Origin of the sequence: Rathayibacter sp. PhB179 (assembly GCF_004345345.1) — a bacterium.
In the GTDB taxonomy this organism is placed as follows: Bacteria; Actinomycetota; Actinomycetes; order Actinomycetales; family Microbacteriaceae; genus Rathayibacter; species Rathayibacter festucae.
Map to the genome: position 1 here is coordinate 124,256 of NZ_SLVD01000012.1, position 26,621 is coordinate 150,876.

Consider the following 26,621-nt stretch of genomic DNA (forward strand, 5'->3'; position numbering starts at 1 on the left):
CCGGCGCGGTATTCGAAGATATATTCGGAACAGAGGTTCGGACCGGGTCCTCCCGGCCGAGGACCCGGCCCGAACCCCTGCTGAAAGGAGCGATCACCATGACCGCACAGCCCTCCACCATCGCGCAGCACCAGAGCTCCGCACAGCACGTCACCGCTGCCGAGCAGCCCGGTGCGCGCACCCGCTTGCGCCTGACCCGTCGTGGCCGCGCCGTCCTCGCGACGCTCGGCGCCCTGCCCCTCGTCGCGGGCGCCTTCGTCTTCGGACTCAACGGCGGCGGAGCCGTCGCCTCGGGCGAGAGCGCCGACGTCGAGTTCCAGTACGTCACCGTCCGCGCCGGCGAGTCCCTCTGGTCCCTCGCGGAGGAGCTCGCACCGGACTCCGACCCGCGCGACGTCGTCTACGACATCCAGTCGCTCAACCAGCTGGCGAACGCCGGCCTCGAGCCCGGGCAGCGCCTCGCGATCCCGGCGCAGTACGACCTCGCGGACTGATCGAGCGCATCGAGTGCCCCGGTACCATTCCGGGGTGACGACTCTCGACGATCTCCCCCTCCGCGACGGCCTGCGCGGTCAGCAGCCCTACGGCGCTCCGCAGGCCGTCGTGCCCGTGGCCCTCAACGTCAACGAGAACACCCACCCCGTTCCCGACGACGTCATCGCCGACATCGTCGAGCGGGTGTCCGTCGCCCTCCGCACGGTGAACCGCTACCCCGATCGCGAGTTCCGGGAGCTGCGCGACTCCCTGGCCGGCTACCTCGGCCACGGCCTGACCGCCGACTCGATCTGGGCCGCCAACGGCTCGAACGAGGTGCTCCAGCACATCCTGCAGGCCTTCGGCGGCCCCGGACGGTCGCTGCTCGGCTTCTCGCCGACCTACTCGATGTACTCGATCCTCGCCTCGGGCAGCGGCACGCGCTGGATCGGCGTCGAGCGCGAGGCCGACTTCCGCGTGTCGGCTTCGTACGCCGCCGCCGCGGTGCGCCGCGAGAGCCCCGACATCGTCTTCCTCTGCGCGCCGAACAACCCCACCGGAACCCCGCTCGACCTCGAGACGATCGCCGCCGTCTACGACGCGACCGACGGCATCGTCGTCGTCGACGAGGCCTACGCCGAGTTCGCCGGACGCGACGCGCCGACCGCCCTCAGCCTGCTCGAGGGCCGCCCGCGCCTGCTCGTCTCCCGCACGATGAGCAAGGCCTTCGCCTTCGCCGGCGTCCGCCTCGGCTACCTCGCCGCGGACCCCGCCGTCGTCGACGCTCTCCGCCTGGTGCGCCTGCCGTACCACCTCTCCGCGCTGACCCAGGCGGCCGCGACCGCGGCGCTCGCCCACGCGGACGAGATGCTCGCGATGGTCGGCGAGATCATCGTCCAGCGCGACCGGATGATCGACGGACTGCGCGAGCGCGGCTACACCCCGCACGAGACCGGCAGCAACTTCGTCCTCTTCGGCGGCGTCGCCGACCCCGGCGCGATGTTCGAGGCGCTCCTCGCCCGCGGCATCCTGATCCGCGACGTCGGCATCCCGAACCACCTGCGGGTGAGCGCGGGCACCGAGGCCGAGACAACCGCCTTCCTCGAGGCGGTCGCCGCGCTGCCCGCCCCGTCGGTGGACCCCGCGGTCGCCCTGGCCCGCGAGTAGCCGCCCGGAGGGTCGGCGGCCCCCGAATACACTGGAGACCATGACCTCCTCGAGCGCCGCTCCCGGGCGCACCGCCTCCCTCCGTCGTGCCACCAGCGAGTCGAGCATCGAGCTGTCGATCGACCTCGACGGCACCGGTGTCGCGGACCTCTCCACCGGCGTGCCCTTCTTCGACCACCTGCTGACGGCGTTCGCGAAGCACTCGCTGACCGACCTGACCGTCCGCGCCACCGGCGACATCGAGATCGACATCCACCACACCGCCGAGGACATCGGCATCGTGCTCGGCACCGCGATCAAGCAGGCGCTCGGCGACAAGGCCGGCATCTCCCGCTTCGGCGACGCCCTCGTGCCGCTCGACGAGGCGCTCGTCCAGGCCGTGGTCGACATCTCCGGCCGCCCCTACCTCGTGCACGGCGGCGAGCCGGAGGGCTTCGCGCTGCACCTGATCGGCGGCCACTTCACCGGATCGATGGTCCGCCACGTCTTCGAGGCGATCGCCTTCAACGCCGGCCTGACCGTGCACGTCACCGTGCTCGGCGGGCGCGACCCGCACCACATCGCCGAGGCCGAGTTCAAGGCGTTCGCGCGGGCGTTCCGCCAGGCCAAGGCCTTCGACCCGCTGGTCGCCGGGGTGCCGTCGACGAAGGGCGCGCTGTGAGCGGCGCCCGGCCGTCCGTCGTCGTCTACGACTACGGCTCCGGCAACGTCCACTCGGCCGTCAAGGCGCTCGAGCTCGCCGGCGCCGACGTCGAGCTGACCTCCGACCGCACCCGCGCCCTCGAGGCCGACGGCCTGCTGGTCCCGGGGGTCGGCGCGTTCAGTGCGGTGATGTCGGCGCTGACCGCGGCGCGCGGTGGCGAGATCATCGAGAAGCGCCTCGCCGGCGGTCGCCCGGTGCTCGGCATCTGCGTCGGGATGCAGGTGCTCTTCGAGCGCGGCGTCGAGCGCGGCGTCGAGAGCGAGGGCCTGGGGGAGTGGCCGGGGACGGTCGACCTGCTCCCCGCCGAGGTCGTGCCGCACATGGGCTGGAACACCGTCGCGGTGCCGACCGGCTCGCGGCTGTTCGACGGCATCGAGGACGAGCGCTTCTACTTCGTGCACTCGTACGGCGCCCGGGAGTGGACGCTGGACGTCATGCCGCCGTTCCCGCGTCCGGCCGTCACCTGGGCCGACCACGGCGGCCCCTTCATCGCCGCGGTGGAGAACGGCCCGCTCTCGGCGACGCAGTTCCACCCCGAGAAGTCCGGCGCCGCGGGCCTGCGCCTGCTCTCGAATTGGCTGGGCGGGCTCCGCACGAACTAGGATCGGCCGGTGGTCGGCGGCTCCGGTGGAGCCGCGGCCGCACCAGCTCCGAGACTGAGGATGACGATGAGCGAGTTCACCAAGGCCCCGGGCCTGGTCCTTCTCCCCGCGATCGACGTGGCCGGCGGCAAGGCCGTCCGCCTGACGCAGGGCGAGGCGGGTACCGAGACGAACTACGGCGACCCGATCGACGCGGCCGGCGACTGGGCCGACCAGGGCGCGGAGTGGATCCACCTCGTCGACCTCGACGCCGCCTTCGGCCGCGGTGACAACCACGGCATCATGAAGAAGGTCATCCGCCAGGTCAAGGGCGTCAACGTCGAGCTCTCCGGCGGCATCCGCGATGACCGCAGCCTGGAGTCCGCGCTCAACGCCGGGGCGAAGCGCATCAACCTCGGCACCGCCGCCCTGGAGAACCCGGAGTGGGCCGCCAGCGTCATCGCGCAGTACGGCGACCAGATCGCCGTCGGCCTCGACGTGCGCGGCACCACCCTCGCGGCCCGCGGCTGGACCAAGGAGGGCGGCGACCTCTGGCAGGTCCTCGAGCGCCTCGAGGAGGCCGGCTGCACCCGCTACGTCGTCACCGACGTCACCAAGGACGGCACCCTCAAGGGCCCGAACCTCGAGCTGCTCGAGCAGGTCATGGCGCGCACCCACCGCCCCGTCATCGCCTCGGGCGGCATCTCCAACCTCGACGACATCGCCGCGCTCCGCGACCTCGTGCCGCAGGGCCTCGAGGGCGCGATCGTCGGCAAGGCGCTCTACGCCGGAGCGTTCACGCTCGCCGAGGCGCTCGACGTCGCCTCCGAGTGACCGGATCGCCCTCGGGTGAGGGCCGGGCGCTCCCCGCGCACCTGACCGACTCGGCCGGGACCCCGTGGGCCGGCCGCCACTTCGAGCAGAGCGCCTCGACGGACGACGACGGCAGCGCGCCCGAGGCCCTGGTCCGGGCCCTTCGCTCGTTCGGCGCCGGCGACGCGGGCCCGGAGGAGGTGGTCGACGCGCTGCGCGTCTCGCGCCTGCTCATCCCGCTGGTCGCAAAGCTCGGCGAGGAGGCCGAGGGTGTCGACGGCCTGCGTGCCGACAAGTCGCAGGAGCTCTCGATCGTGACGGTCGCCGGTCCGGACGGCCGCACCGTGCTCCCGGTCTTCAGCGACGTCGAGGCGATGCGGCGCTGGGACCGCCTCGCACGCCCCGTCCCGGTCGACGGCCGGCGCGCGGCGCTGGCCGCAGTGGCGGAGGAGACCGAGCTGATGGTCCTCGACCCCGCCTCGCCGCACGAGTTCGCCGTCCGGCGCCCCGCGCTCTGGGCGATCGCCGAGGGCTCGCCGTGGCGGTCGAGCCCGGCCGATCCGGAGGTCCTCGCCGCGCTGCGGGCGAGCGCCGAGGGGGAGGACGCCGTCGTCTCGCTCGCCGTGCGGCCGGGCGACGCCCGTCAGCGGCTGACGGGACCGGAGCTCGTCATCGTGCTGGAGCTGCGGCCCGGCCTCGACCGCGCGGCGCTCGGCGAGCTGGTCGCGCGACTGGGCGAGCGCTGGGCCGCCGACGAGATCGTCGCCGCCCGAGTCGACTCGATGACCCTCCAGCTGGCGTCCGCTCCTCCGAGCTGACGCGGGGCCTCCCGACTCAGGTGACCGGGCCGGTCCACTTCTCGCCGGGGCCCTTGCCGATCGGGTCGGCGATCGGGGAGGCCTCGCGGAAGGCGAGCTGCAGCGTCCGGAGTCCGTCGCGCAGGCTGCGCGCGTGCATGTCGCTGATGTCGGGGGCACCGGCCGTGACCAGTCCGGCCAGGGCGTTGATCAGCTTGCGCGCCTCGTCGAGGTCGACCTGCGCGCCCGGCTCGTCGGCCAGACCGCACTTCACCGCGGCGGCGCTCATCAGGTGCACCGCGGCGGTCGTGATGATCTCGACCGCCGGCACCTCGGCGATGTCGCGGGCCGCCCCCACGTCGGAGTCGTCGCCGAACCGTCGGGCGTAGTCGTCGTCGTGCTGAGCCATGGGTCCCTCGTTCGGTGAGTCCGGCGCTCGCGAGGACCCCGAGGCGGTGCTCGAGGGGGCGCTCGCGGGGGAGGGCGAGTGGCGGGCGCCGCCCGCTGCCCTTCCGGCCGGAAGTCTGCTATGGTGATGCGGGCTCCGAGGCATGTCCTCGGTTCGAAAGTGGAGATTCTCCCACCCGCGCTTGACCGCTTCACTAGGTTACCGGGTCAGAAGCACTCCGCCTCCGGCAACGGGGGCAGGGCTGCGGTCCTCGAGACACGTCTCGGGGAGCGCGTCGTAGGGTGCAGCGCAGCGCAGTAGACGCGCTTCGCACAGGGAATCACCTCTCTCGGGATGCGCCGGACGAAGAATCCGGCCGCAGAGCAGCAACTCACCGAGATCAGAGGAGAAACGCAATCAGCGATCCCCGTACCAACGACCGAATCCGCGTCCCCGAGGTCCGCCTCGTGGGTCCCGCCGGAGAACAGGTCGGCGTCGTGAAAATCGAGGTCGCCCTGCGACTCGCGCAGGACGCAGACCTGGATCTGGTCGAGGTTGCTCCCAACTCCAAGCCTCCCGTCGCCAAGATCATGGACTACGGGAAGTTCAAGTACGAGCAGGCCCAGAAGCTCAAGGAAGCCCGTCGCAACCAGGCGAACACGATCCTCAAGGAGGTCCGTTTCCGCCTGAAGATCGACAAGCACGACTACGAGACCAAGCGCAAGCGCGCCGAGGGCTTCCTGAAGGCCGGTGACAAGGTCAAGGCCATGATCCTGTTCCGCGGTCGCGAGCAGTCCCGCCCCGAGATGGGCGTGCGGCTCCTGCAGCGCTTCGCGGAGGACGTGTCCGAGTTCGGCCAGGTCGAGTCCACCCCGACCATCGACGGTCGCAACATGGTGATGGTCATCGGCCCGCTGAAGAACAAGTCCGAGGCGAAGGCCGAGGCGAACGCCGTCCGCGCCGCTCGTCGCGAGGCCAACACCCCCGAAGAGGAATCGGCCGAGTCCGAATCCGTCTGATACTTCGCCGCCCCGTCCTCGGGGCCGGTGGACGCCCCGCTCGCGGGGCACCAGTTTCGCCCGCCGAGTGCGCGTGCGACGTCGACAAGGAGAGAACATGCCCAAGATGAAGACCCACTCGGGTGCCAAGAAGCGTTTCAAGGTCACGGGCTCCGGCAAGCTCATGAAGCAGCAGGCCGGCATGCGTCACAACCTGGAGTCGAAGTCCAGCGTGCGCACCCGCCGCCTGAACCAGGACCAGGTCCTCGCCCCGCAGGACGCCAAGGTCGCCAAGAAGCTTCTCGGCCTGTAGTCGACCACCGCGGCAGCCCGCTGCCGCCGTAGTCCTCGACAACCGACCCGGATCGTAAGGAAGAAAGAGAAATGGCAAGAGTCAAGAGGGCGGTCAACGCCCACAAGAAGCGTCGCGTCATCCTCGAGCGCGCCAAGGGCTACCGCGGCCAGCGCTCGCGTCTGTACCGCAAGGCCAAGGAGCAGGTCACCCACTCCCTCGTCTACTCGTACCGCGACCGCCGCGCGAAGAAGGGCGAGTTCCGCCGCCTCTGGATCCAGCGCATCAACGCCGCGTCCCGCGCCAACGGCCTGACCTACAACCGCTTCATCCAGGGCCTCGCCCTGGCCGGCATCCAGGTCGACCGCCGCATCCTCGCTGACCTCGCGATCACCGAGCCCGCGACCTTCACCGCCCTCGTGGCGAGCGCGAAGGCCGCACTGCCCGCCGACACCTCGGCCCCGAAGGCCGCGTAGTCCGCAGCACTTCCCCGGAGGGGGTCACGACGAGAGTCGTGGCCCCCTTCGTCGTTCCCGCAGGACCCGGTTCTCGCAGGACCGCGTTCCCGCGGGTCGGCCTTCCCCGCGGGCGACGTGTCGACCGGGCCCCGCGACGGTGCGCCGATAGGCTCGCCGCATGCTCGACAACCCCCGTTCTCCCCGTGTCCGCTCCGTCGCCAAGCTCACCCGGCGTCCGGCACGGCAGGAGTCGGGGCTCTTCCTCCTCGAGGGCCCGCAGGCGATGTCCGAGGCGCTGCGCTACCGGCCCGAGCTGCTGATGGAGTCGTTCGCGACGCCCACGGCGCTCGAGCGCCACCCCGAGATCGTCGCCGCGGCCGAGGAGGCCGAGGTCGAGATCGAGTACGTGACCGAGGACGTCCTCGACTCGATGGCCGACACCGTCACGCCGCAGGGCTTCGTGGCCGTCTGCCGGCAGTTCCCGACCTCGCTCAAGGACGTCGTCGCCTCCGAGCCGCGCCTCGTCGCCGTGCTGGAGGAGGTCCGCGACCCCGGGAACCTCGGCACGATCATCCGCGCGGCCGACGCCGCGGGCGCCGACGCCGTCGTGCTGACGGGCCGCTCGGTCGACCTCTACAACCCCAAGGTCGTCCGCTCGACCACGGGCTCGCTGTTCCACCTCCCCGTCGCGGTCGGCGCCGAGCTGCCCGACGTGCTGCAGCGGCTGCGCTCCGCGGGCCTTCGCGCCGTCGCCGCCGACGTCAAGGGCGAGGGCCTGCTCGACGTGCGCGCCCGGGGCGACCTCGCGCAGCCGACGGTCTGGGTGTTCGGCAACGAGGCCCGCGGCCTCGAGGACGAGTCGCTCGAGCTGATGGACGGCGTCGTGGCCGTGCCGATCTACGGCGCCGCGGAGTCGCTGAACCTCGCCACCGCCGCCTCGGTCTGCCTCTACGAGAGCGCCTTCGCGCTCCGCTCCTGACGACCCGACGCGCAGTCGACCTGAGACGTTTCACGCCAGAACTGAGAGAAGACCACCTCGGCATGGTATGAGGCTGGGAGCGAGCCTCGGTTGTTGCGCTCTGGTTAAGAATCCGCTCATGATTTGACCCACCCATGCCCGTGTGATTCTCTGACGGAATGGAAGCACCCTCCCAGGCCGGGCGATCGTCCGCTGCCGCCCGCGAGCCCCTCGTCGTCCTCGACGGGGTCCAGAAGCACTACGGCGAGTTCCAGGCGCTGAAGGACATCGATCTGGCGATCAACCGCGGTGAGGTGGTCGTGGTCCTCGGTCCCTCCGGGTCGGGCAAGTCCACGCTCTGCCGCACGATCAACCGCCTGGAGACCATCTCCGGCGGCACGATCTCGATCGACGGTCAGACGCTGCCGGAGGAGGGCAAGGGGCTCGCCGCCCTGCGCGCCGACGTCGGCATGGTCTTCCAGTCCTTCAACCTCTTCGCGCACAAGACGATCCTCGAGAACGTCACGCTCGGGCCGATCAAGGTCCGCAAGCTCTCGCGGAAGGCGGCCGAGGCGGAGGCGCAGGCGCTGCTCGACCGCGTCGGCGTCGGGCACCAGGCGGGCAAGACGCCCGCCCAGCTCTCCGGCGGTCAGCAGCAGCGCGTGGCCATCGCCCGCGCCCTCGCGATGAAGCCGAAGGTGATGCTCTTCGACGAGCCGACCTCGGCGCTCGACCCCGAGATGATCAACGAGGTCCTCGACGTCATGGTCGGCCTCGCCGAAGAGGGCATGACGATGATCGTCGTCACCCACGAGATGGGCTTCGCCCGGAAGGCCGCGCACCGGGTCGTCTTCATGTCCGACGGCGAGATCCTCGAGGACACCGACCCCGAGTCGTTCTTCACCGCCCCCCGGACCGACCGCGCCAAGGACTTCCTCTCGAAGCTGATCACCCACTAGGTCTCCGGCGCCGCGGACGGACTCCGCCTCGGCCGCCGTTCGACAGGTCGCCCCCCGAACCCCCGGGAGCGACCGGACATCGCCCGCTCCAGCGGGCCACACCCCAGGAAGGACGATCATGCGCACCAAGCTCATGTTCATGACCGCGGGACTCGCCGCAGCGGCCCTCACCCTCGCCGGCTGCGCCGGTGACTCCGGCACCGGCGGCGGCTCGGACTCCGGCTCCGAGGGGAGCGGAGCGGCCTACGAGGTCGCGACCGACGTCACCCTCGAGGGCAGCCCGACCTTCGACGCCATGACGGAGGACGGCACGGTCACCATCGGCGTCAAGGAGGACCAGCCCGGTCTGGGCTACCTCGACGCCGCGACCGGCGAGCGCTCCGGCTTCGACATCGAGATCGCGAAGTGGATCGCCGCCTCCCTCGGCTTCTCCGAGGACAAGATCGAGTACCAGCCGATCCCCTCGGCCAACCGCGAGGCGTCGATCGTGAACGGCGACATCGACTACTACGTCGGCACCTACTCGATCACCGACAAGCGCAAGGAGCAGGTCGGCTTCGCCGGACCGTACTTCGAGACCGGGCAGCAGCTGCTGGTCGCGGCGGACAACGACACCATCACGGGTCCGGACGACCTCTCGGCTGACACCACCGTGTGCTCCGCGACCGGCTCCACCCCGATCCAGAACATCCGCACCAACTACCCCGAGGTCCCGACCGAGGAGTTCGACACCTACTCGCAGTGCGTCGACGCCCTGGCCGACGGCCAGGTCGACGCGGTCACCACCGACGGCGCGATCCTGATCGGCTACGCCGCCCAGCGCCCGGACGACCTGAAGGTCGTCGGCGAGCCCTTCAGCACCGAGCTCTACGGCATCGGCCTCGCGAAGGACGACACCGCACTGCGCGGCTTCATCAACGAGATGCTGACCGACGGCGGTGACACCTGGAGCGCGATCTACGACGAGACCCTCGGCCAGTCCGGCACCACGGTCGAGCAGCCCGCAGTCGACGCGTACTAGGCCGACACCCCTGAGGAGTCCCGGGGCGGCGCGTCGCGCCTCGCCCCGGGACCTCCTCTGCCCCGCGCCGCACCGGCGACCGCTTCCACCTCCCCGATGAAAGGGCACGCAGCATGGATGTTCTCCTGAACAACCTCGACGTGTTCGTCCCCGCGTTCGGCAACACCCTGCTGCTGTTCGTCGTGTCGCTCGTCTTCGCCCTCCTCCTCGGCACCGTGGTCGGAGCGATGCGCGTCTCGCCCGTCCCGATCGCGCGAGCGGTCGGCACCGTCTACGTCAACACCATCCGGAACACGCCGCTGACGCTGCTGATGTTCTTCTTCGCCTTCGGCTACCCCAAGCTCGACCTGCCGGACGTCGAGTACACGAACCTCGCGATCGCCGCCCTGAGCATCTACACCGCGACCTACGTCGCCGAGGTGCTCCGCTCCGGGATCAACACCGTGCCGATCGGCCAGGCCGAGGCTGCTCGAGCGATCGGCCTCGACTTCGGACTCACGATGACCCAGGTGGTGCTGCCGCAGGCGTTCCGCTCGGTCATCCCACCGCTGATGAGCGTGCTGATCGCCCTCCTCAAGAACACCACCGTCGCCGCCGGCTTCTCGGTCGCCGAGGCCGGGACGATCGTCCGCGTGCTGAACGAGCGCGGCGAGAACAGCCTTATCGTCGTGCTCTGGGTCGCCCTGGTCTTCGTGGTCCTCGTCACCGCGCTCTCCCTCCTCCAACGTCAGCTCGAGAAGAAGTGGAGGGTCGCCCGATGAGCTCCGTCCTCTTCGACAACCCCGGACCCCGCGCGGTCGCCCGCAACCGCGTCATCGGCGCCGTCGTCGTCCTCGTCCTCGTGGCGCTGCTGGCCTTCGTGCTCTGGCGCTTCGCCGAGTCCGGCCAGTTCTCGCCGGCCAAGTGGCGGGCGTTCGGCTACCCGCTGGTCTGGCAGAGCATCGGCGCCGCTCTCGGGCAGACGCTCGCCGCCTTCGCCACCGCCGGCGTCGCGAGCATCGTGCTCGGCCTGCTGCTGGCGATCGGCCGCCTCTCCGACCGCCGCTGGATCAACATCCCGGTCACGCTCTTCATCGAGCTGTTCCGCGCCATCCCGGTCCTCATCCTGATGATGCTGATGTACTACGGGCTCCCGTTCGTCGGCCTCAAGCTGACGCCGTACCTCGCCGTGGTCATCGCGCTCACGCTCTACAACGGCTCCGTCTTCTCCGAGATCTTCCGCGCCGGCATCGAGGCCCTCCCGCGCGGCCAGAAGGAGGCGGGCTACGCGATCGGCCTGCGCAAGGCGGGCGTCATGCGCCTCATCCTCTTCCCGCAGGCGATCCGCTCGATGCTGCCCGTGATCATCGCCCAGCTCGTCGTCGCCCTCAAGGACACGGCGCTCGGCTCGATCATCACCTACAACGAGCTGCTCTACTACGCCCGCTACCTCGGCAACCAGCCGAGCCTGGACAGCCCGATCATCCCCGCCGCCATCGTCGTCGGCGCGATCTACATCGGCATCTGCCTGATCCTCTCCGGCATCGCCAAGTGGGTCGAGATCCGCACCAAGACCGGCGGCCGCAAGGGCACCGGCCACCCGGCCGCCCGCGCGACGACCGACACGGCACTGATCGCCGCCCAGGACTGAATCCGATGGTGGGGATCGCCTGCGGCGATCCCCACCGCGGTCGGCCACCGAGGCGGTCGCACTGGGAAGAGCGTCGTGCGTCCGGCTAGCGCGAATCGCTCGTACGCGATTCACACGTTCGCCTCGAGGGCGATCGGCGATCTGCAGGGTTCCTGCCCGGTGTCCGCACACATGCTGGTCGAGTAGCCCTGGAGGGGCGTATCGAGACCCACCGCTCCGCGAGGAGGACTGGCGGCAGCCCGTCCTTGTCGAGACGAATCTCCGAGGAACGATCACCTAGTCCGCAGAGGAAAGCCATGCTGATCGAGTAGCCCGCAAAGCGGGCGTATCGAGATCCATCATCGTCAAAAGACGAGTCTGCAGACCGCCCATGCTGGCAACGGCGGGTCTCGATACGCCCCTGCGGGGCTACTCGACCAACATGACGCGGCGCAGTTGCGTCCTTTCCCTCACCACCGAAACGCGAAGCGGCTTCCCCGCTCGATACGCCGGCCGCGCCGGCGAGCGAGCGCGTCCGCCCGCCGCAGCGAGCGGGCCGCGCGAGGCATCCCTACACTGGGGGATCGTGTCTGACAGCAACCCGATCACCGACGAGGCCGTCTCGGCGGCGACCGCGGAGGCGCTCACCGCGATCCGCGCGGCCGCCGATTCCGCCGCCCTGAAGGCGGCCCGCACCGCCCACCTCGGCGAGGGCTCGGCCCTCGCCCGACTGAACGCGCTGATGCGCTCCGTGCCGCCGGAGTTCAAGGCGGCGTCCGGCAAGCTCGTGGGCGGCGCCCGCAAGCATGTCGGCGACGCGTACGCCGAGCGCGAGGCGGAGCTGGTCGAGGCCGAGCAGGCCGCGGCACTCGATGCCGAGCGCGTCGACGTCACCGCCGGCGCGAGCTTCGTGCGCCAGGGCGCCCGCCACCCGCTCTCGCTCCTCCAGGAGTCGATCGCCGACGTCTTCGTCGGCATGGGCTGGGAGATCGCGGAGGGGCCGGAGCTCGAGAACGAGTGGTTCAACTTCGACGCGCTGAACTTCGACGAGGACCACCCGGCCCGCGCGATGCAGGACACCTTCTTCGTCGACCCGGTCGAGTCGCACCTCGTGCTGCGCACCCACACCTCGCCGGTGCAGATCCGCTCGATGCTCGAGCGCACCCCGCCGATCTACGTGATCGCGCCCGGCCGCGTCTACCGCACCGACGAGCTCGACGCCACGCACACCCCTGTCTTCACGCAGTTCGAGGGCCTCGCCGTCGACCGCGGCCTGACGATGGCGCACCTGCGCGGCACCCTCGAGCACGTCGCCCGCCTCCTGTTCGGCGACGAGGCGAAGATCCGCCTGCGCCCCAACTACTTCCCCTTCACCGAGCCGAGCGCCGAGCTCGACATCTGGCACCCGACCTTCGTCGGCGGTGCCCGCTGGATCGAGTGGGGCGGCTGCGGAATGGTGAACCCGAACGTCCTGCGCTCGGTCGGCATCGACCCGGACGAGTACTCCGGCTTCGCCTTCGGGATGGGGATCGAGCGGACCCTGATGTTCCGCAACGACGTGAAGGACATGCGCGACATGGTCGAGGGCGACGTCCGCTTCAGCAAGCAGTACGGGATGGTGATCTGATGCGCATCCCGCTGAGCTGGCTGGGTGAGTACGTCGACCTCGAGCAGGGCGTCACGACCGAGGCCGTGCACGCGGCCCTGGTGTCGGTCGGCCTGGAGGAGGAGGACGTCCACCGCTTCGAGGTGTCCGGCCCCGTCGTGGTGGGCGAGGTCCTCGACCTCGTGCCCGAGCCGCAGAAGAACGGCAAGACCATCAACTGGTGCACCGTCCGCGTCGCGCCCGAGGGGGAGCGCGCGGCCGACGGCGGCGACGACGTCCGCGGCATCGTCTGCGGAGCGCACAACTTCGCCGCCGGCGACAAGGTCGTGGTCTCGCTGCCCGGCGCCGTGCTGCCCGGCCCGTTCCCGATCTCGGCGCGGAAGACCTACGGTCACGTGTCCGACGGGATGATCGCGTCCACCCGCGAGCTCGGCCTCGGCGACGACCACGAGGGCATCCTCCGGTTGGCGAGCCTCGGCATCGACCCCGAGGTCGGCACCGACGCGATCGTGCTCCTCGGGCTGGACGACGCCGCCGTCGAGGTCAACGTGACCCCGGACCGCGGCTACGCCTTCTCGATCCGCGGCATCGCCCGCGAGTACGCCCACGCGACCGGCGCCGACTTCCGCGACCCCGCGCTGGCGATCACCGCGCCCGAGCGGCTCGACTCCGCCCCCGTCTTCCCCGTCGCGGTCGAGGACGAGGCGCCGATCCGCGGCCGCGTCGGCTCGTCCGTCTTCGTGACCCGCGTGGTGCGCGGCATCGACCCGTCGCTGCCGACCCCGCCGTGGATGATCGCGCGCCTGCGCCTGGCCGGCGTGCGCTCGATCTCGCTGGTCGTCGACATCACCAACTACGTCATGTTCGAGCTCGGGCAGCCGCTGCACGGCTACGACCTCGAGCGCCTGGAGGGCGGCATCGTCGTCCGCCGCGCTCGCGTCGGCGAGACGCTCGAGACGCTCGACGGCCAGACCCGCCGCCTGCACCACGAGGACCTCCTGATCACCGACGACGGCGGGCCGATCGGGCTCGCCGGCGTGATGGGCGGTGCCCGCACCGAGATCACGGACACCACCGCCGACGTCCTGATCGAGGCCGCGAACTTCGATCCGGTCTCGATCGCCCGCACGGCCCGCCGGCACAAGCTGCCGAGCGAGGCCTCGCGACGCTTCGAGCGCGGCGTGGACCCGCTGGTCGCACCGGTCGCCGCCGCGCGCGCGGTGCAGCTGCTGGTCGAGCTCGCGGGCGGCACCGCCGACGAGCTCGGCTCGGTCCTCGCTGACGCGGCCACGGCTGCGGCGATCGAGCTGCCCGACGGCTACATCTCCGGCCTGATCGGCCTCGAGTACACGCCCGAGGAGATCCGCGGCGCCCTGGTCGAGATCGGCGCGAGCGTCGAGGCCGGGGGAGCGGGCCTGCTCGTCACCCCGCCGAGCTGGCGGCCCGACCTGACCGACCGCTCGACCCTCGCGGAGGAGGTCGCCCGGATCACCGGGTACGACCGCATCCCGTCGATCCTCCCCGTCGCGCCTCCCGGTCGCGGCCTCACGCCCGGTCAGCGCCTGCGCCGGACGGTCGCGCAGTCGCTGGCGGCCGCCGGGCTCACCGAGGTGCTGTCCTACCCGTTCCTCTCCCGCTCGATCAACGACCGCTTCGGCTCCGTCGACGGCGCGCCGGTGCAGCAGGTCTCGCTGGCGAACCCGCTGGACGCGACGGCGGGACAGCTGCGGCTCTCCCTCCTCCCCGGACTCGTGCAGGTCGCGGCCCGCAACCGCTCGCGCGGTCTCGTCGACCTGGCCGTCTACGAGATGGGCTCGGTCTTCCTGCCGCAGAGCGGCGCTCCGTTCGGCTCCGAGGGGCTGCCCCTCGCCGGCGCGCGTCCGTCCGCGGAGATCGAGGCGGCGCTGAACGCGGGGATCCCGCGGCAGCCGCTGCACGTGGCCGCGCTGCTGACGGGCTCGGCGCTCGAGCGTCAGCCCGGAGTGGCCGCGCGCGACTTCGACTGGCGCGACGCGCTCGACGTCGTCCGCGACGTCGCGGCGGCCTCGGGCGTGCAGCTGGAGATCCGGCAGGGCTCGCACGCCGCCCTGCACCCGGGCCGCACGGCCGAGGTGCTGCTGGACGGCGCCGTGGTCGGCCACGCCGGCGAGCTGCTCCCGTCGCTCGCCGACGACCTCGACCTGCCGCACCGCGTGGCGGTGGTCGAGCTCGACCTCGATCCGCTGATCGCCCGCGCCGGCCGCCTCGTGGTGGCGCGCCCGGTCGGGGCGCTGCCCGCCGCGACGCAGGACCTCTCGCTGGTCGTGCCCGTGGCCGTGCCGGCGGCCGACCTGCAGGCCGCCGTCGCCGAGGGCGCCGGCGAGCTGCTCGAGGCGATCCGCCTGGTCGACGACTACCGCGGTGCGGGCGTCCCCGAGGGCTCGAAGTCGCTGACCTTCGCGCTGCGCTTCCGTGCCGCCGACCGGACGCTCACCGCCGCCGAGGCCAGCGCGGCGAAGGAGAGCGGCACCGCGCTCGCCGCCGAGCGCTTCGGCGCGAGCCCGCGCGAGTGAGCGGGCGGCCGCCGGCTCCGGTCGGCGGCCGCCCGCGGCGACCGGGCCAGGGCGGGTCCCGCCAGCGACTAGGCTCTCGGGCATGACTTTTTCCGTGGCGGTGGCCGGAGCGAGCGGGTACGCGGGCGGCGAGCTGCTCCGCCTGCTCGCCGATCACCCCGAGTTCGAGGTGCGCACGGTCACGGCGCACTCGAACGCCGGCCAGCCCCTCGCCGCGGTGCAGCCGCACCTGCGCTCACTGCGCCACCTCGAGCTCGTCGACACGACGACCGAGAACCTGGCGGGCCACGACGTCGTCTTCCTCGCCCTGCCGCACGGCAAGTCCGGCGAGATCACGGCGACGCTCCCCGACGACGTGCTCGTCGTCGACTGCGGCGCCGACCACCGGCTGACCGACGAGCAGGACTGGGCCGACTACTACGGCGGCGAGTTCGCCGGCGCCTGGCCCTACGGGCTGCCCGAGCTGATGCTGCCCGGCACCGGCAGGCAGCGCGACGTGCTCGCCGGGGCCCGCCGCATCGCGGTGCCCGGCTGCAACGTCACCGCGATCACGCTCGGCCTCGCGCCGGGGCTGCACGCCGGCGTGATCGAGGCCGCCGACCTGGTCTCGGTCCTCGCCGTCGGCCCGTCCGGGGCGGGCAAGAGCCTGCGGACCGATCTGCTCGCGAGCGAGCTGCTCGGCTCGGCGCACGCCTACGGCATCGGCGGCGGGCACCGCCACAACCCGGAGATCCGGCAGAACCTCGCGCTCGCCGGTGCCGGTCCCGTCTCGATCTCGTTCACCCCGATCCTGGTGCCGATGTCGCGGGGCATCCTCGCGACCTCGACCGCTCGGCTCACGCCGGGCGTGTCCGCGCGGGAGGTGCGCGCCGCGTGGGAGTCGGCCTACGCCGACGAGCCCTTCGTCCAGCTGCTGCCGGAGGGGACCTTCCCGCGCACGGCCGACACCGTCGGCGCGAACACGGCGCTGATCGGGGTCGCCGTGGACGAGCGCGCCCGCCGCGTCGTGGTGGTCACCGCGCTCGACAACCTGGTCAAGGGCACCGCCGGCGCCGCGATCCAGTCGACCAACATCGCCCTCGGTCTCCCGGAGACCCTCGGCCTGAGCACGAACGGAGTCGCGCCGTGAGCATCACCGCCGCAGCAGGATTCGCCGCGGCCGGCGTCGTCGCCGGTCTCAAGTCGACCGGCGCCCGCGACCTCGCCCTCGTGCACAACCTCGGCCCGCTGCAGAACGCCGCGACGGTCTTCACCAGCAACCGCTGCAAGGCGAACCCGGTGCTCTGGAGCGAGCAGGTCATGCGCGACGGCGTCGTCTCGGCGATCGTCCTCAACTCCGGCGGCGCCAACTGCTACACCGGCGCCGCGGGCTTCCAAGTCACCCACGCGACGGCCGAGGCCGTCGGCGGGAGCCTGGGCGTCTCAGCCGGCGATGTGCTCGTCTGCTCCACCGGTCTCATCGGCGATCAGCTCGACCTCGGCAAGCTGACGGCCGGGGTGACCGAGGCGTCGGCGGCTCTTCCGGGCGCGACCGGTCCGGAGGCGGGCGAGGACGCGGCCCGCGCGATCATGACGACCGACACCGTGCCCAAGCAGGCGACCGTCCGCTCCGAGCAGGGCTGGACCGTCGGCGGCATGGCCAAGGGCGCGGGGATGCTCGCTCCCGGGCTGGCGACGATGCTCGTCGTGATCACCACCGACGCGGTCCTCGACTCCTCCGAGCTCGACACCGCGCTGCGGGCGGCGACCCGGGTCACCTTCGACCGCCTCGACTCGGACGGCTGCATGTCGACGAACGACACCGTGGCGCTGCTGGCGAGCGGCGCGAGCGGGGTGCGCCCCGAGGCGGCCGACTTCACCGCCGCGCTCACCGACGTCTGCCGCGATCTCACCCTCCAGCTCCAGGCCGACGCCGAGGGCGCCGCGCACGACGTCGCGATCCGGGTGCTGAACGCGGCGACCGAGGACGAGGCCGTCGTCGTCGCCCGCGCGGTCTCGCGGAGCAACCTCTTCAAGGCCGCGATCTTCGGCAACGATCCGAACTGGGGCCGGGTGCTGGCCGCGGTCGGCACCACCGATGCGCAGTTCGACCCCTACGGCATCGACGTGGCGATGAACGGCGTGCAGGTCTGCCGGGCCGGCGAGCCCGACGCGAGCCGCGACCTGGTCGACCTCGCCCCGCGCAAGGTCTCGGTCGACATCGATCTGCACGCCGGCGACGCCACGGCGACGATCTGGACCAACGACCTCACCCACGACTACGTCCACGAGAACTCGGCGTACTCCAGCTGATGGCCGACGAGAATCCGAGGGGCTCCGAGAACCCGGTGAGCACCGGGAACCCCACCGAGGCCGAGGCGCTCGCGCTGCACGACGCCGTGGCCGTCAAGGCCGGCACCCTGATCGAGTCGCTGCCCTGGCTGCAGCGGTTCCACGGCAGGACGATGGTGATCAAGTTCGGCGGCAACGCCATGGTGTCGGAGGAGCTCCAGCGCGCCTTCGCGCAGGACATCGTCTACCTGCACTACGCGGGCATCCGCCCGGTCGTCGTGCACGGCGGCGGCCCGCAGATCTCCGCGATGCTCGACCGGCTCGGCATCGCCAGCGAGTTCCGCGGCGGCTACCGGGTGACCAGTCCCGAGGCGATGGACGTCGTGCGGATGGTGCTCACCGGCAGCATCAGCCGCGACATCGTCCGCCGCATCAACGAGTACGGGCCGCTGGCCGCCGGCATCTCCGGTGAGGACGCGGGCCTCTTCGTCGGTCGCCGCCGCGGCGTCGTCCTCGACGGGGTCGAGCACGACCTCGGCCTGGTCGGCGACGTGATCTCCGTGGATCCCGCGGCCGTCCTCGCCCAGCTCGACGCCGGCCGCATCCCGGTGGTCTCCTCGATCGCCCCTGACTCCGACGACCCGACGCAGTCGCTCAACGTGAACGCCGACGCCGCCGCGGCCGCGCTCGCCGTCGCCGTCGGCGCCGAGAAGCTCGTGATCCTCACCGACGTCCCGGGTCTCTACGCCGACTGGCCCGACCGCGGCTCGCTCGTCTCGCACATCGCGTCCGACGAGCTCGCGGCGCTCCTGCCGTCGCTCGAGTCGGGGATGATCCCCAAGATGACGGCCTGCCTCGACGCGGTCCGCGGCGGCGTGCCGAAGGCCGCGATCATCGACGGCCGCGTTCCGCACTCGATGCTGCTCGAGGTCTTCACCTCCGAGGGCGTCGGCACCGAGGTCGTCGCCTCGGCCGACCCCCGCGACCGGGAGCGAACGTCGGGCCGCTGACCACCAGCGGCCCCGGCTCCGAGCGCCGCCCCGACGGGGTGCGCGCACCGACGGCCCTCCCGGCCGGACCGCTTCTGCTCGAAAGGCTCGACATGTCCACCGATACCGCTCCCGGCGGCCCCGCGCCCGAGGTCCCCGCCTCCGATCCCGCACCCGTCTCCACCCGCACCGCCGAGGCCCGCGACCGCTACGCCGCCGCGATGATGCAGACCTTCGCCGCTCCGCTCGCCGTCCTCGAGCGCGGCGAGGGCTGCCGGGTCTGGGACGTCGACGGCCGCGAGTACCTCGACTTCCTCGGCGGGATCGCGGTGAACTCGCTCGGCCACGCGCACCCGGTCTTCGTCGAGGCCGTGAGCCGCCAGGCCGGCGCGCTCGCGCACGTCTCCAACTACTTCGCCACCGCTCCGCAGATCCGGCTGGCCGAGAAGCTCCGCGAGCTCACCGGCGCGGGCGAGGCGGGCCGCGTCTACTTCGCGAACTCCGGCACCGAGGCGAACGAGGCGGCCTTCAAGCTCGCCCGCCTGCACACGGCCGGCGGCCGGCACCGGATCCTGGCGCTGCAGAACGCCTTCCACGGTCGCACGATGGGCGCCCTCGCGATGACCGGCAAGGCCGCGATGCGCGCGCCGTTCGAGCCGATGCCCGGTGGAGTCGAGCACATCGAGGCGACGGTCGAGGCCCTCGAGGCCGCGATCGACGAGTCGGTCGCCGCGCTGATCGTCGAGCCGATCCAGGGTGAGGCGGGCGTGATCCCGCTGCCGGACGGCTTCCTCGAGCGGGCGCGGCAGCTGACCCGGGAGCGGGGCGCCCTGCTGATCGTCGACGAGATCCAGACCGGCATCGGCCGCACCGGCAGCTGGTTCGCCTACCAGCGGGCCGGCATCCTCCCCGACGCGATCACCCTCGCCAAGGGGCTCGGCGGCGGCTTCCCCGTCGGAGCCCTGGTCACCTTCGGCGCGGCCTCCGAGCTGCTGCAGAAGGGCCACCACGGCAGCACCTTCGGCGGCAACCCGCTCGCGACCGCGGTCGCCGGCGCGGTGATCGGCGAGATCGAGCGCGCCGACCTGCTCCGGAACGCCCGGGAGCGCGGGGCGCAGCTGACCGCGGGTGTGCTCGGCCTCGGCTCACCGCTGATCGCCGGCGTGCGTGGCGCCGGTCTCCTGCTCGGCATCGCGCTCAGCGAGCCCGTCGCCCCCCGGCTCGCCGCGGCCGCCATGGCGGAGGGACTCATCGTCAACGCGCCGAACGAGTCCAGCATCCGGATCGCTCCGCCCCTCATCATCACCGCCGCCGACGTCGACGAGTTCGTCGCCCGCTTCGGCCGCGCGGTGCAGGCGCTCGACGCCTGAACGACCCGACCTCCTTCCCCGATCGAAAGCGAACCGCAGCCGTGACCCGCCACTTCCTCCGCGACGACGACATCACCCCCGCCGAGCAGGCCGAGATCCTCGATCTCGCCCTGGAGCTCAAGCGCGACCGCTTCTCGCGGACGCCGCTCGCCGGCCCGCAGACCGTCGCGGTCATCTTCGACAAGTCCTCCACCCGCACCCGGGTGTCCTTCGCCGTCGGCATCGCCGATCTCGGCGGCAGCCCGCTGATCATCTCGACGGCGAGCAGCCAGCTCGGCGGCAAGGAGACCGCCTCCGACACCGCGCGCGTGCTCGAGCGCCAGGTCGCGGCCATCGTCTGGCGCACCTACGCGCAGTCCGGGCTGGAGGAGATGGCGGCGGGCACCCGCGTCCCCGTCGTCAACGCGCTCTCGGACGAGTTCCACCCGTGCCAGCTGCTCGCCGACCTGCTGACGATCCGCGAGCACCGCGGCCGCCTCGCCGGCCTCACGCTGACCTTCTTCGGCGACGGCGCGAGCAACATGGCGCACTCCTACCTGCTGGCCGGCGCGACGGCGGGGATGCACGTCCGGATCGTCTCGCCCGCGGACTACGCTCCCGCTCCGGCCGTGCTCGCGGACGCCCAGCGCATCGCCGCCACCACCGGCGGCTCGGCCACCACCACGACCGACCCGGCCGCGGGCGCCGCCGGCTCGGACATCGTGATCACCGACACCTGGGTGTCGATGGGCAAGGAGGAGGAGAAGGCCGCGCGGGTCGCCACCTTCCGCGACTACCGCGTCGACTCGGACACGATGGCGGCCGCCGCGTCCGACGCGCTCTTCCTGCACTGCCTCCCGGCCGACCGCGGCTACGAGGTGACCGCCGACGTGATCGACGGCCCGCAGAGCGTGATCTGGGACGAGGCGGAGAACCGCCTGCACGCCCAGAAGGCCCTGCTGGTCTGGCTCCTCGAGCGCGCCGGCACGCCCGACGCCGCTCAGTAGACTCGACAGCCGACCCCGAGGAGAACCATGACGGAACGACCCTCCGCCCGCGCGGGCGAGGCCGGCGCGCTCTGGGGAGGCCGGTTCGCCGGCGGCCCGTCGCCGGAGCTGGCCGCGCTCTCGAAGTCGACGCACTTCGACTGGCAGCTCGCCGAGTACGACATCGCCGGCTCCCGCGCGCACGCCCGGGCCCTCGCGACCGCCGGCTACCTCGACGACGCCGAGCTGACCGGGATGCTCGACGCGCTCGAGCGCCTGCGCTCGGCGGTGGTCGAGGGCCGCTTCACCGCGGACGACGCCGACGAGGACGTGCACGGCGCACTCGAGCGCGGCCTGATGCTCGAGGCGGGCCCGGAGCTCGGCGGCAAGCTGCGCGCCGGGCGCTCGCGCAACGACCAGATCGCGACCTTCGTGCGGATGTACCTCCGCGACCACGCCGCCGTCATCGCCGAGCTGGTGGTGCAGCTGATCGACGCGATCGCCGCCCAGGCCTCCGCCCACCCGGCGGCGATCATGCCCGGCCGCACGCATCTGCAGCACGCGCAGCCGGTGCTGCTCGCTCACCACCTCCTCGCGCACGCCTGGGCGCTGCTGCGCGACCTCGAGCGGCTGCGCGACTGGGCGGTCCGCGCCGACGTGTCGCCGTACGGCTCCGGTGCCCTCGCCGGCTCGACCCTCGGGCTCGACGCCGAGGCGGTCGCCCGCGAGCTCGGCTTCGCCGCGAGCGTGCCCAACTCGATCGACGGCACCGCGAGCCGCGATCTCGTCGCCGAGTTCGCCTTCGTCAGCGCGATGATCGGCATCGACGTCTCGCGGATCGCGGAGGAGATCATCCTCTGGAACACGCGCGAGTTCGCCTTCGTCACCCTCGACGACGGCTACTCGACCGGGTCGTCGATCATGCCGCAGAAGAAGAACCCCGACATCGCCGAGCTCGCGCGCGGCAAGGCGGGTCGGCTGCTCGGCAACCTGACGGGCCTGCTCGCGACGCTGAAGGCGCTCCCGCTCGCATACAACCGCGACCTGCAGGAGGACAAGGAGCCGGTCTTCGACTCGGTGACGACGCTCGAGGTGCTCCTCCCCGCCTTCAGCGGGATGATCGCGACGCTGACCTTCCACACCGACCGGATGGCCGAGCTCGCCCCGCAGGGGTTCTCGCTCGCGACCGACGTCGCGGAATGGCTGGTCAAGAAGCACGTGCCGTTCCGCGACGCGCACGAGATCACCGGAGAGCTGGTCAAGCTCGCCGAGACCCGGGGCCTCGGTCTCGAGGACCTCGACGACGAGGCGCTGCGCTCGGTGTCGCCGCTGCTGACGCCCGACGTCCGCTCGGTGCTCAGCATCGAGGGCTCGGTCGCCAGCCGCGACGGGGTCGGCGGCACCGCACCCGACCGGGTGGCGGAGCAGCTCGCGCAGCTGACCGAGCGCGTACGCGTCGTCCGGTCCGCCCTCCGCGGGGACGCGTCGTGACGCTCCAGGGCCCGCCCGGCGACGACGGCCGTCCGCCGCTGCCGCCGTGGCAGCAGCGGACCCTCGTCATCGTCGCGGGCGTCGTGATCATCGCGGTGATCATCGTCACCGTGGTCTCGGGCCAGAGCTTCTTCTAGGGATGCCGGAGCCGATCGACCTGTCGCGCTCGGCCGTCGAGGTCGCTCCCGATCTGCTCGGAGCGGTGCTGCTGCACCGCACCGACGAGGGCGTCGTCGGCGTCCGGCTGACCGAGGTCGAGGCCTACCTCGGACTCGGCGAGGACCCGGGTTCGCACGCGCATCGGCGCCGGTCGCCGCGGAACGCGCCGATGTTCGGGGAGCCGGGGACGGTCTACGCGTACTTCACCTACGGCATGCACACCTGCGTCAACCTGGTCTGCTCCCCGGCGGGCACGGCCTCCGCGGTGCTGCTCCGCGCGGGCGAGATCGTGGCGGGGGAGGAGCTGGCGCTGCTCCGACGCGGACCGGTCCGCCCGAGGGACCTCGCCCGCGGTCCGGCGCGGCTCGCCAAGGCGCTGGGGGTGACCCTCGCGGAGTCGGGCGATCCGATGGCTCTCTCCTTCGAGCTGCTGCCGCGCGAGTCGCCGGTGCCGATCGAGTCGTCCGCCCGGACCGGGGTCTCCGGCGAGGGCGGCGACGCCGCCTTCCCCTGGCGGTTCCTCATCGCCGGCGACCCGACCGTCTCGCCGTACCGGCGCGCGGTGGCGCGTCGTCGCCCAGAGACGGGCGGCGGTCAGCCCACCAGGTAGAGCCGCGCGAGGATCCCGAGCGCCGCGGACCAGGCGAGGCTGGCGAGCGTGCCGATGATGAAGCGCTCGCGTGCCTCCGGGGACGCCAGCTCACTGAAGCGGCCGACGCCCTTGACGGCGACGATCACGGCGACGCCCTCCGGCAGACCGCTGAGCAGGGCGCCCGCGGTGGCGATCCGCTCGAGCACGCCGATGGTGGTGCCGCCGCGCAGCACCTCGATCGGCTGGCCGATCGCGGTCGGAGCGACCCCGGGAGTCCCGGGACGCTGAGCGGCGGCGATCATGATGCCGCCGTGCGCGCCGCTGCGGGAGTCGGTGGTCGCGAGATCGAGGGTGAGCAGGACCACCGGCCCGCCGCCGAGGACCGCGAGTGCGAAGGCGAGCACCACGACGGCGAGAGCGAGTGCCGGGGGAGCGGAGGCGCCGGCCACGCCGGTCAGCAGGAAGGCGGCGGCCGCGGCGCCGATGCTGATCCAGCCGAGCGAGGGGCGGCGCAGGCGCACCGCGAGGACGGCGCCCGTCACTCCGGCGAGGAGCACCAGGAGCACGCCGGTCCAGGAGGCGGACTGCGCTGCGACGGCGAAGGTCTCGGGCAGTGCGGTGCGGAGTGCCGTCATCGGGGTGTCCTCTCGGAAGCGGAAGCGGAAGCGGAAGCGGAAGGGTCGCTGGTCTCCGTGGAGCCGTGCGCCGACGGGTCGGCGCTCGCCGCCGCGTCGGGGTCGAGCGTACGGTCGACCACCGTCAGCAGCCGGGCGAGGGCGTCCCGTGCCGGTCCGTCGGCGCGCGCGCTCGCGGTCCGCACCCGGAGGCTGACCGCCTGGGGGGAGACGGCGAGACGCTCGGCCGCCTCCTTCTGCGAGAGCCCCGCGTCCAGGAGGTCGACGATCTCCCAGCCGGCCGGGGTCCGCGAGTCCCGGAGGTGGAGCAGCGGATCGAACAGAGCCTGGGCGTCGCCGACCGAGGGGAAGGCGTCGTCGGGGGAGCCGTGGCCGGACGGATCGGAGCCGGAGGCATCGGGATCGAGGGAGAAGCGGGTCGCCCGTCCCTTCGCCGCCTCGACCGCGCGTCGCGCCGCGAAGTACGCCGCTCCGCGGGCGGCGCGGGTGGTCCGCGGCAGCGGCCGCTCGATCGCGCCGATTCCGAGGCCGATGCTCCAGTGCCCGGAGCGGTGGAGTGCGAGGACCACGGAGACGACGGCCTCGGCGCGGTCGAGCACGAACTGGAACTCGTCGCCCGCGGTGCGCTCGGGAGGGAGCACGAAGGACGACTCCTCCGATTCGAGCAGAGCGGCGATCGCCTGCTCGACCCGGTCGTCGTCGTGACGACTGTCGCGCTGATCGGCGGTGATGACGAACACGATGACCTCCTCGATCAAGTATCAGGGCTTGATGCCGTGCGATCAAGCTTCCGGACTTGATCAGGCGCCGGGCGAGCCGCCGGCCTCGCGCTACCCTGGACGGGTGACCGATCAGGACTCCCGCGGATCCGCGACCATGCCGTCGCTCGATCCCTCGTTCGAGAACGTCTGGGACGAGCTCCTCTGGCGTGGCGCGATCCACGTGTCGACCGACGCGGCAGCGCTGCGCGAGCTCCTCGCCGGAGACCCGATCACCTACTACTGCGGCTTCGACCCGACCGCGCCGAGCCTGCACCTGGGCAACCTGGTCCAGCTGATCGTCCTCCGCCGGCTCCAGCTCGCCGGGCACCGGCCCCTCGGTCTCGTCGGCGGATCGACCGGGCTCATCGGCGACCCGCGGCCGACGGCGGAGCGGACGCTCAACTCCCGCGAGACGGTGGTCGAGTGGGTGTCCCGCCTGCAGGCGCAGGTGTCGCGGTTCCTGTCGACCGAGGGGGAGAACCCGCTGCGGCTGGTGAACAACCTGGACTGGACGGCGCCGCTGTCGGCGATCGACTTCCTCCGGGAGATCGGCAAGCACTTCCGCGTGGGCACGATGCTCAAGAAGGACGCGGTCAGTGCCCGCCTGAACTCCGACGCGGGGATCAGCTACACCGAGTTCAGCTACCAGATCCTGCAGGGGCTGGACTACCTCGAGCTCTACCGCCAGTACGGCTGCGTCCTGCAGACGGGTGGCAGCGACCAGTGGGGCAACCTCACCAGCGGGACCGATCTGATCCACCGGACGGAGGGGGTCTCGGTGCACGCCATCGGGACGCCGCTGGTGATGAACTCCGACGGGACGAAGTTCGGCAAGAGCGAGGGCAACGCCGTGTGGCTCGACCCGTCGCTCACCAGCCCGTACGCGTTCTATCAGTTCTGGCTCAACACCGACGACCGCGACGTGGCGGCCCGGCTGAAGACCTTCACCTACCTGCCGCGCACGGAGATCGAGCGGCTCGAGCAGGCGAGTGTGGAAGCACCGTTCAAGCGCGAGGCGCAGCGCGCGCTCGCGAGCGAGGTCACCACCCTGGTGCACGGGGAGGCGGTGACGGCCTCGGTGATCGCGGCCTCCTCGGCGCTCTTCGGTCGCGGATCGCTGGAGGGCATCGACGCGGGGATCCTGCGGGGAGCGCTGCAGGCGGTGACGACGGTCGAGGCGACCGCGGCGACTCCGGTGGTGCAGGCCTTCGTGGAGGCCGGACTCGTCGCGAGTCTCGGCGAGGCCCGCCGGGCGATCGGCCAGGGCGGTCTCTCGGTGAACAACGCCGCGGTGTCGGACGACGCCGCCGTGCTCGGCGACCTCCCGCTGATCGACGGGATCGCCGTGCTGCGCCGCGGCAAGAAGAGCTTCGCCGGCGCCTTCGTCTCCTGACGCGGACGCGGTCCGCCCCGCGAGGAGCCCGGATCGCGACACGCCCGGGCGACGAGCGATTTGCAGGGCCGCGAAACCTCGACGTAATGTAACTCCTCGTCAGCCCAAAGGAGCGGACAGCGAGAGTCGGATGCAGAGCATCGTGACCCGCCGGCCCCCCTCAAGCGATGACCATCCCCTCGCTCTCAAGCCTGTTAGAGATTCGTCTCTTGATGGCGGCGGATCGCGAGCGTAAGATGCAAAGCCTCCGCGGGACCCAGGTCCTCGGCTTCGGTGCACGGCCTCGGCTGCGCACGATGACGGCGAGACGATCTCCGGATCCGACGCTGAGCATCACGAAGACGCCGACTTGACACGGCCTGCGGATGTGCTAAGTTAGTCGAGTTGCCACGGAGGCGATCGGGACTTCGGTTCTGATCAGCCTACCCGGTCTCGGCGACACGAACAAATCGAACGGCCCGCCTGAATCATGCCGGCTTTCGATACAACATCTTCGATCACTTCCGTTGTGAAGCACCTCTTCAGGTGTGGAGGCGGGATGTGTCCGATTCTTGAGAACTCAACAGCGTGCACTATGTTCAATGCCAAATTTATAACCCCGTCCGGGTCTTGTGATCCG

General features: G+C 71.8%; 28 protein-coding genes. 25 read left to right on the forward strand and 3 right to left on the reverse strand.

The window, feature by feature from the left end:
• Nucleotides 1-98 precede the first annotated feature (98 nt).
• The 6 genes from EDF43_RS20250 (at nucleotide 99) to EDF43_RS20275 (ending at nucleotide 4,556) form a co-directional block, all read left to right on the forward strand.
• The gene (locus EDF43_RS20250) at nucleotides 99-494 is read left to right on the forward strand and encodes a LysM peptidoglycan-binding domain-containing protein (RefSeq protein ID WP_132438242.1); all 396 of its coding nucleotides are present in this window, start codon (nucleotides 99-101) and stop codon (nucleotides 492-494) included.
• A gap of 34 nt (nucleotides 495-528) precedes the next feature.
• Nucleotides 529-1,641, forward strand: a complete 1,113-nt coding sequence (locus EDF43_RS20255; protein ID WP_132438241.1) for a histidinol-phosphate transaminase — start codon at nucleotides 529-531, stop codon at nucleotides 1,639-1,641.
• Nucleotides 1,642-1,681: 40 nt separating this feature from the next.
• Nucleotides 1,682-2,302 (forward strand): imidazoleglycerol-phosphate dehydratase HisB, encoded by a 621-nt coding sequence (gene hisB, locus EDF43_RS20260; RefSeq protein ID WP_123444522.1) that lies wholly within the window; start codon nucleotides 1,682-1,684, stop codon nucleotides 2,300-2,302.
• Nucleotides 2,299-2,946 (forward strand): imidazole glycerol phosphate synthase subunit HisH, encoded by a 648-nt coding sequence (gene hisH, locus EDF43_RS20265; RefSeq protein WP_132438240.1) that lies wholly within the window; start codon nucleotides 2,299-2,301, stop codon nucleotides 2,944-2,946. Before hisB ends, hisH begins: the two co-directional genes overlap by 4 nt.
• 66 nt (nucleotides 2,947-3,012) lie before the next feature.
• Nucleotides 3,013-3,759, forward strand: a complete 747-nt coding sequence (gene priA / locus EDF43_RS20270; protein ID WP_123705565.1) for a bifunctional 1-(5-phosphoribosyl)-5-((5-phosphoribosylamino)methylideneamino)imidazole-4-carboxamide isomerase/phosphoribosylanthranilate isomerase PriA — start codon at nucleotides 3,013-3,015, stop codon at nucleotides 3,757-3,759.
• The gene (locus EDF43_RS20275; RefSeq protein ID WP_243646378.1) at nucleotides 3,756-4,556 is read left to right on the forward strand and encodes an SseB family protein; all 801 of its coding nucleotides are present in this window, start codon (nucleotides 3,756-3,758) and stop codon (nucleotides 4,554-4,556) included. Before priA ends, EDF43_RS20275 begins: the two co-directional genes overlap by 4 nt.
• A 16-nt stretch (nucleotides 4,557-4,572) precedes the next feature.
• On the opposite strand, the gene EDF43_RS20280 is transcribed toward EDF43_RS20275, so the two are convergent.
• On the reverse strand, nucleotides 4,573-4,944 hold the full coding sequence (locus EDF43_RS20280; RefSeq protein WP_132438239.1) for a DUF1844 domain-containing protein: 372 nt from the start codon (nucleotides 4,942-4,944) through the stop codon (nucleotides 4,573-4,575).
• Nucleotides 4,945-5,339: 395 nt separating this feature from the next.
• On the opposite strand from EDF43_RS20280, the gene infC reads away from it, so the two are divergent.
• From infC to EDF43_RS20365, 18 genes are all read left to right on the forward strand, one after another.
• Nucleotides 5,340-5,942 (forward strand): translation initiation factor IF-3, encoded by a 603-nt coding sequence (gene infC / locus EDF43_RS20285; RefSeq protein ID WP_123444546.1) that lies wholly within the window; start codon nucleotides 5,340-5,342, stop codon nucleotides 5,940-5,942.
• A gap of 97 nt (nucleotides 5,943-6,039) precedes the next feature.
• Nucleotides 6,040-6,234, forward strand: a complete 195-nt coding sequence (gene rpmI, locus EDF43_RS20290; protein WP_056042364.1) for a 50S ribosomal protein L35 — start codon at nucleotides 6,040-6,042, stop codon at nucleotides 6,232-6,234.
• A gap of 71 nt (nucleotides 6,235-6,305) precedes the next feature.
• Nucleotides 6,306-6,689 carry a 50S ribosomal protein L20 gene (gene rplT / locus EDF43_RS20295; RefSeq protein ID WP_123444519.1) on the forward strand — a complete coding sequence of 128 codons (384 nt, stop codon included), beginning with the start codon at nucleotides 6,306-6,308 and terminating at the stop codon, nucleotides 6,687-6,689.
• A gap of 160 nt (nucleotides 6,690-6,849) precedes the next feature.
• A complete protein-coding gene (locus EDF43_RS20300) occupies nucleotides 6,850-7,650 on the forward strand; it encodes an RNA methyltransferase (RefSeq protein WP_123444518.1) in 801 nt (266 codons plus the stop codon).
• Nucleotides 7,651-7,808: 158 nt separating this feature from the next.
• Nucleotides 7,809-8,588, forward strand: a complete 780-nt coding sequence (locus EDF43_RS20305) for an amino acid ABC transporter ATP-binding protein (protein WP_132438238.1) — start codon at nucleotides 7,809-7,811, stop codon at nucleotides 8,586-8,588.
• Nucleotides 8,589-8,706: 118 nt separating this feature from the next.
• A complete protein-coding gene (locus EDF43_RS20310) occupies nucleotides 8,707-9,609 on the forward strand; it encodes a glutamate ABC transporter substrate-binding protein (protein WP_132438237.1) in 903 nt (300 codons plus the stop codon).
• Nucleotides 9,610-9,722: 113 nt separating this feature from the next.
• Entirely contained in the window at nucleotides 9,723-10,370 is a 648-nt protein-coding gene (locus EDF43_RS20315; RefSeq protein ID WP_123444515.1) for an amino acid ABC transporter permease, read from the forward strand.
• Complete coding sequence (locus EDF43_RS20320; protein WP_132438236.1) at nucleotides 10,367-11,239, forward strand: amino acid ABC transporter permease; 873 nt, start codon at nucleotides 10,367-10,369, stop codon at nucleotides 11,237-11,239. Before EDF43_RS20315 ends, EDF43_RS20320 begins: the two co-directional genes overlap by 4 nt.
• A gap of 565 nt (nucleotides 11,240-11,804) precedes the next feature.
• A complete protein-coding gene (gene pheS, locus EDF43_RS20325; protein WP_132438235.1) occupies nucleotides 11,805-12,845 on the forward strand; it encodes a phenylalanine--tRNA ligase subunit alpha in 1,041 nt (346 codons plus the stop codon).
• Entirely contained in the window at nucleotides 12,845-15,376 is a 2,532-nt protein-coding gene (gene pheT, locus EDF43_RS20330) for a phenylalanine--tRNA ligase subunit beta (RefSeq protein ID WP_132438234.1), read from the forward strand. Before pheS ends, pheT begins: the two co-directional genes overlap by 1 nt.
• A gap of 82 nt (nucleotides 15,377-15,458) precedes the next feature.
• Entirely contained in the window at nucleotides 15,459-16,505 is a 1,047-nt protein-coding gene (gene argC / locus EDF43_RS20335; RefSeq protein ID WP_132438233.1) for an N-acetyl-gamma-glutamyl-phosphate reductase, read from the forward strand.
• Nucleotides 16,502-17,668 (forward strand): bifunctional glutamate N-acetyltransferase/amino-acid acetyltransferase ArgJ, encoded by a 1,167-nt coding sequence (gene argJ, locus EDF43_RS20340; RefSeq protein ID WP_123737170.1) that lies wholly within the window; start codon nucleotides 16,502-16,504, stop codon nucleotides 17,666-17,668. The genes argC and argJ overlap by 4 nt, the downstream gene beginning before the upstream one ends.
• A gap of 35 nt (nucleotides 17,669-17,703) precedes the next feature.
• Complete coding sequence (argB, locus tag EDF43_RS20345; RefSeq protein ID WP_243582383.1) at nucleotides 17,704-18,657, forward strand: acetylglutamate kinase; 954 nt, start codon at nucleotides 17,704-17,706, stop codon at nucleotides 18,655-18,657.
• 92 nt (nucleotides 18,658-18,749) lie between these two features.
• A complete protein-coding gene (locus EDF43_RS20350) occupies nucleotides 18,750-20,006 on the forward strand; it encodes an acetylornithine transaminase (RefSeq protein WP_132438231.1) in 1,257 nt (418 codons plus the stop codon).
• A 41-nt stretch (nucleotides 20,007-20,047) separates the two neighbouring features.
• Complete coding sequence (gene argF, locus EDF43_RS20355) at nucleotides 20,048-20,992, forward strand: ornithine carbamoyltransferase (RefSeq protein ID WP_127887041.1); 945 nt, start codon at nucleotides 20,048-20,050, stop codon at nucleotides 20,990-20,992.
• Between the two features lie 27 nt (nucleotides 20,993-21,019).
• Entirely contained in the window at nucleotides 21,020-22,462 is a 1,443-nt protein-coding gene (gene argH, locus EDF43_RS20360) for an argininosuccinate lyase (RefSeq protein ID WP_132438230.1), read from the forward strand.
• The gene (locus EDF43_RS22045; protein WP_165909213.1) at nucleotides 22,459-22,599 is read left to right on the forward strand and encodes a hypothetical protein; all 141 of its coding nucleotides are present in this window, start codon (nucleotides 22,459-22,461) and stop codon (nucleotides 22,597-22,599) included. The genes argH and EDF43_RS22045 overlap by 4 nt, the downstream gene beginning before the upstream one ends.
• A gap of 2 nt (nucleotides 22,600-22,601) precedes the next feature.
• Nucleotides 22,602-23,231: a DNA-3-methyladenine glycosylase gene (locus EDF43_RS20365; RefSeq protein WP_132438229.1), complete on the forward strand. Its 630-nt coding sequence runs from the start codon at nucleotides 22,602-22,604 to the stop codon at nucleotides 23,229-23,231.
• Here the strand turns inward: EDF43_RS20365 and EDF43_RS20370 are convergent.
• Entirely contained in the window at nucleotides 23,216-23,848 is a 633-nt protein-coding gene (locus EDF43_RS20370; RefSeq protein ID WP_243582384.1) for a hypothetical protein, read from the reverse strand. The two genes, EDF43_RS20365 and EDF43_RS20370, sit on opposite strands and share 16 nt — an antisense overlap.
• Nucleotides 23,845-24,588 carry a DNA-binding protein gene (locus tag EDF43_RS20375; protein ID WP_207901884.1) on the reverse strand — a complete coding sequence of 248 codons (744 nt, stop codon included), beginning with the start codon at nucleotides 24,586-24,588 and terminating at the stop codon, nucleotides 23,845-23,847. The genes EDF43_RS20370 and EDF43_RS20375 overlap by 4 nt, the downstream gene beginning before the upstream one ends.
• A gap of 136 nt (nucleotides 24,589-24,724) precedes the next feature.
• Between EDF43_RS20375 and tyrS the strand changes: the two genes are divergently transcribed.
• The gene (gene tyrS, locus EDF43_RS20380) at nucleotides 24,725-26,002 is read left to right on the forward strand and encodes a tyrosine--tRNA ligase (RefSeq protein WP_132438303.1); all 1,278 of its coding nucleotides are present in this window, start codon (nucleotides 24,725-24,727) and stop codon (nucleotides 26,000-26,002) included.
• Nucleotides 26,003-26,621: the final 619 nt, after the last annotated feature.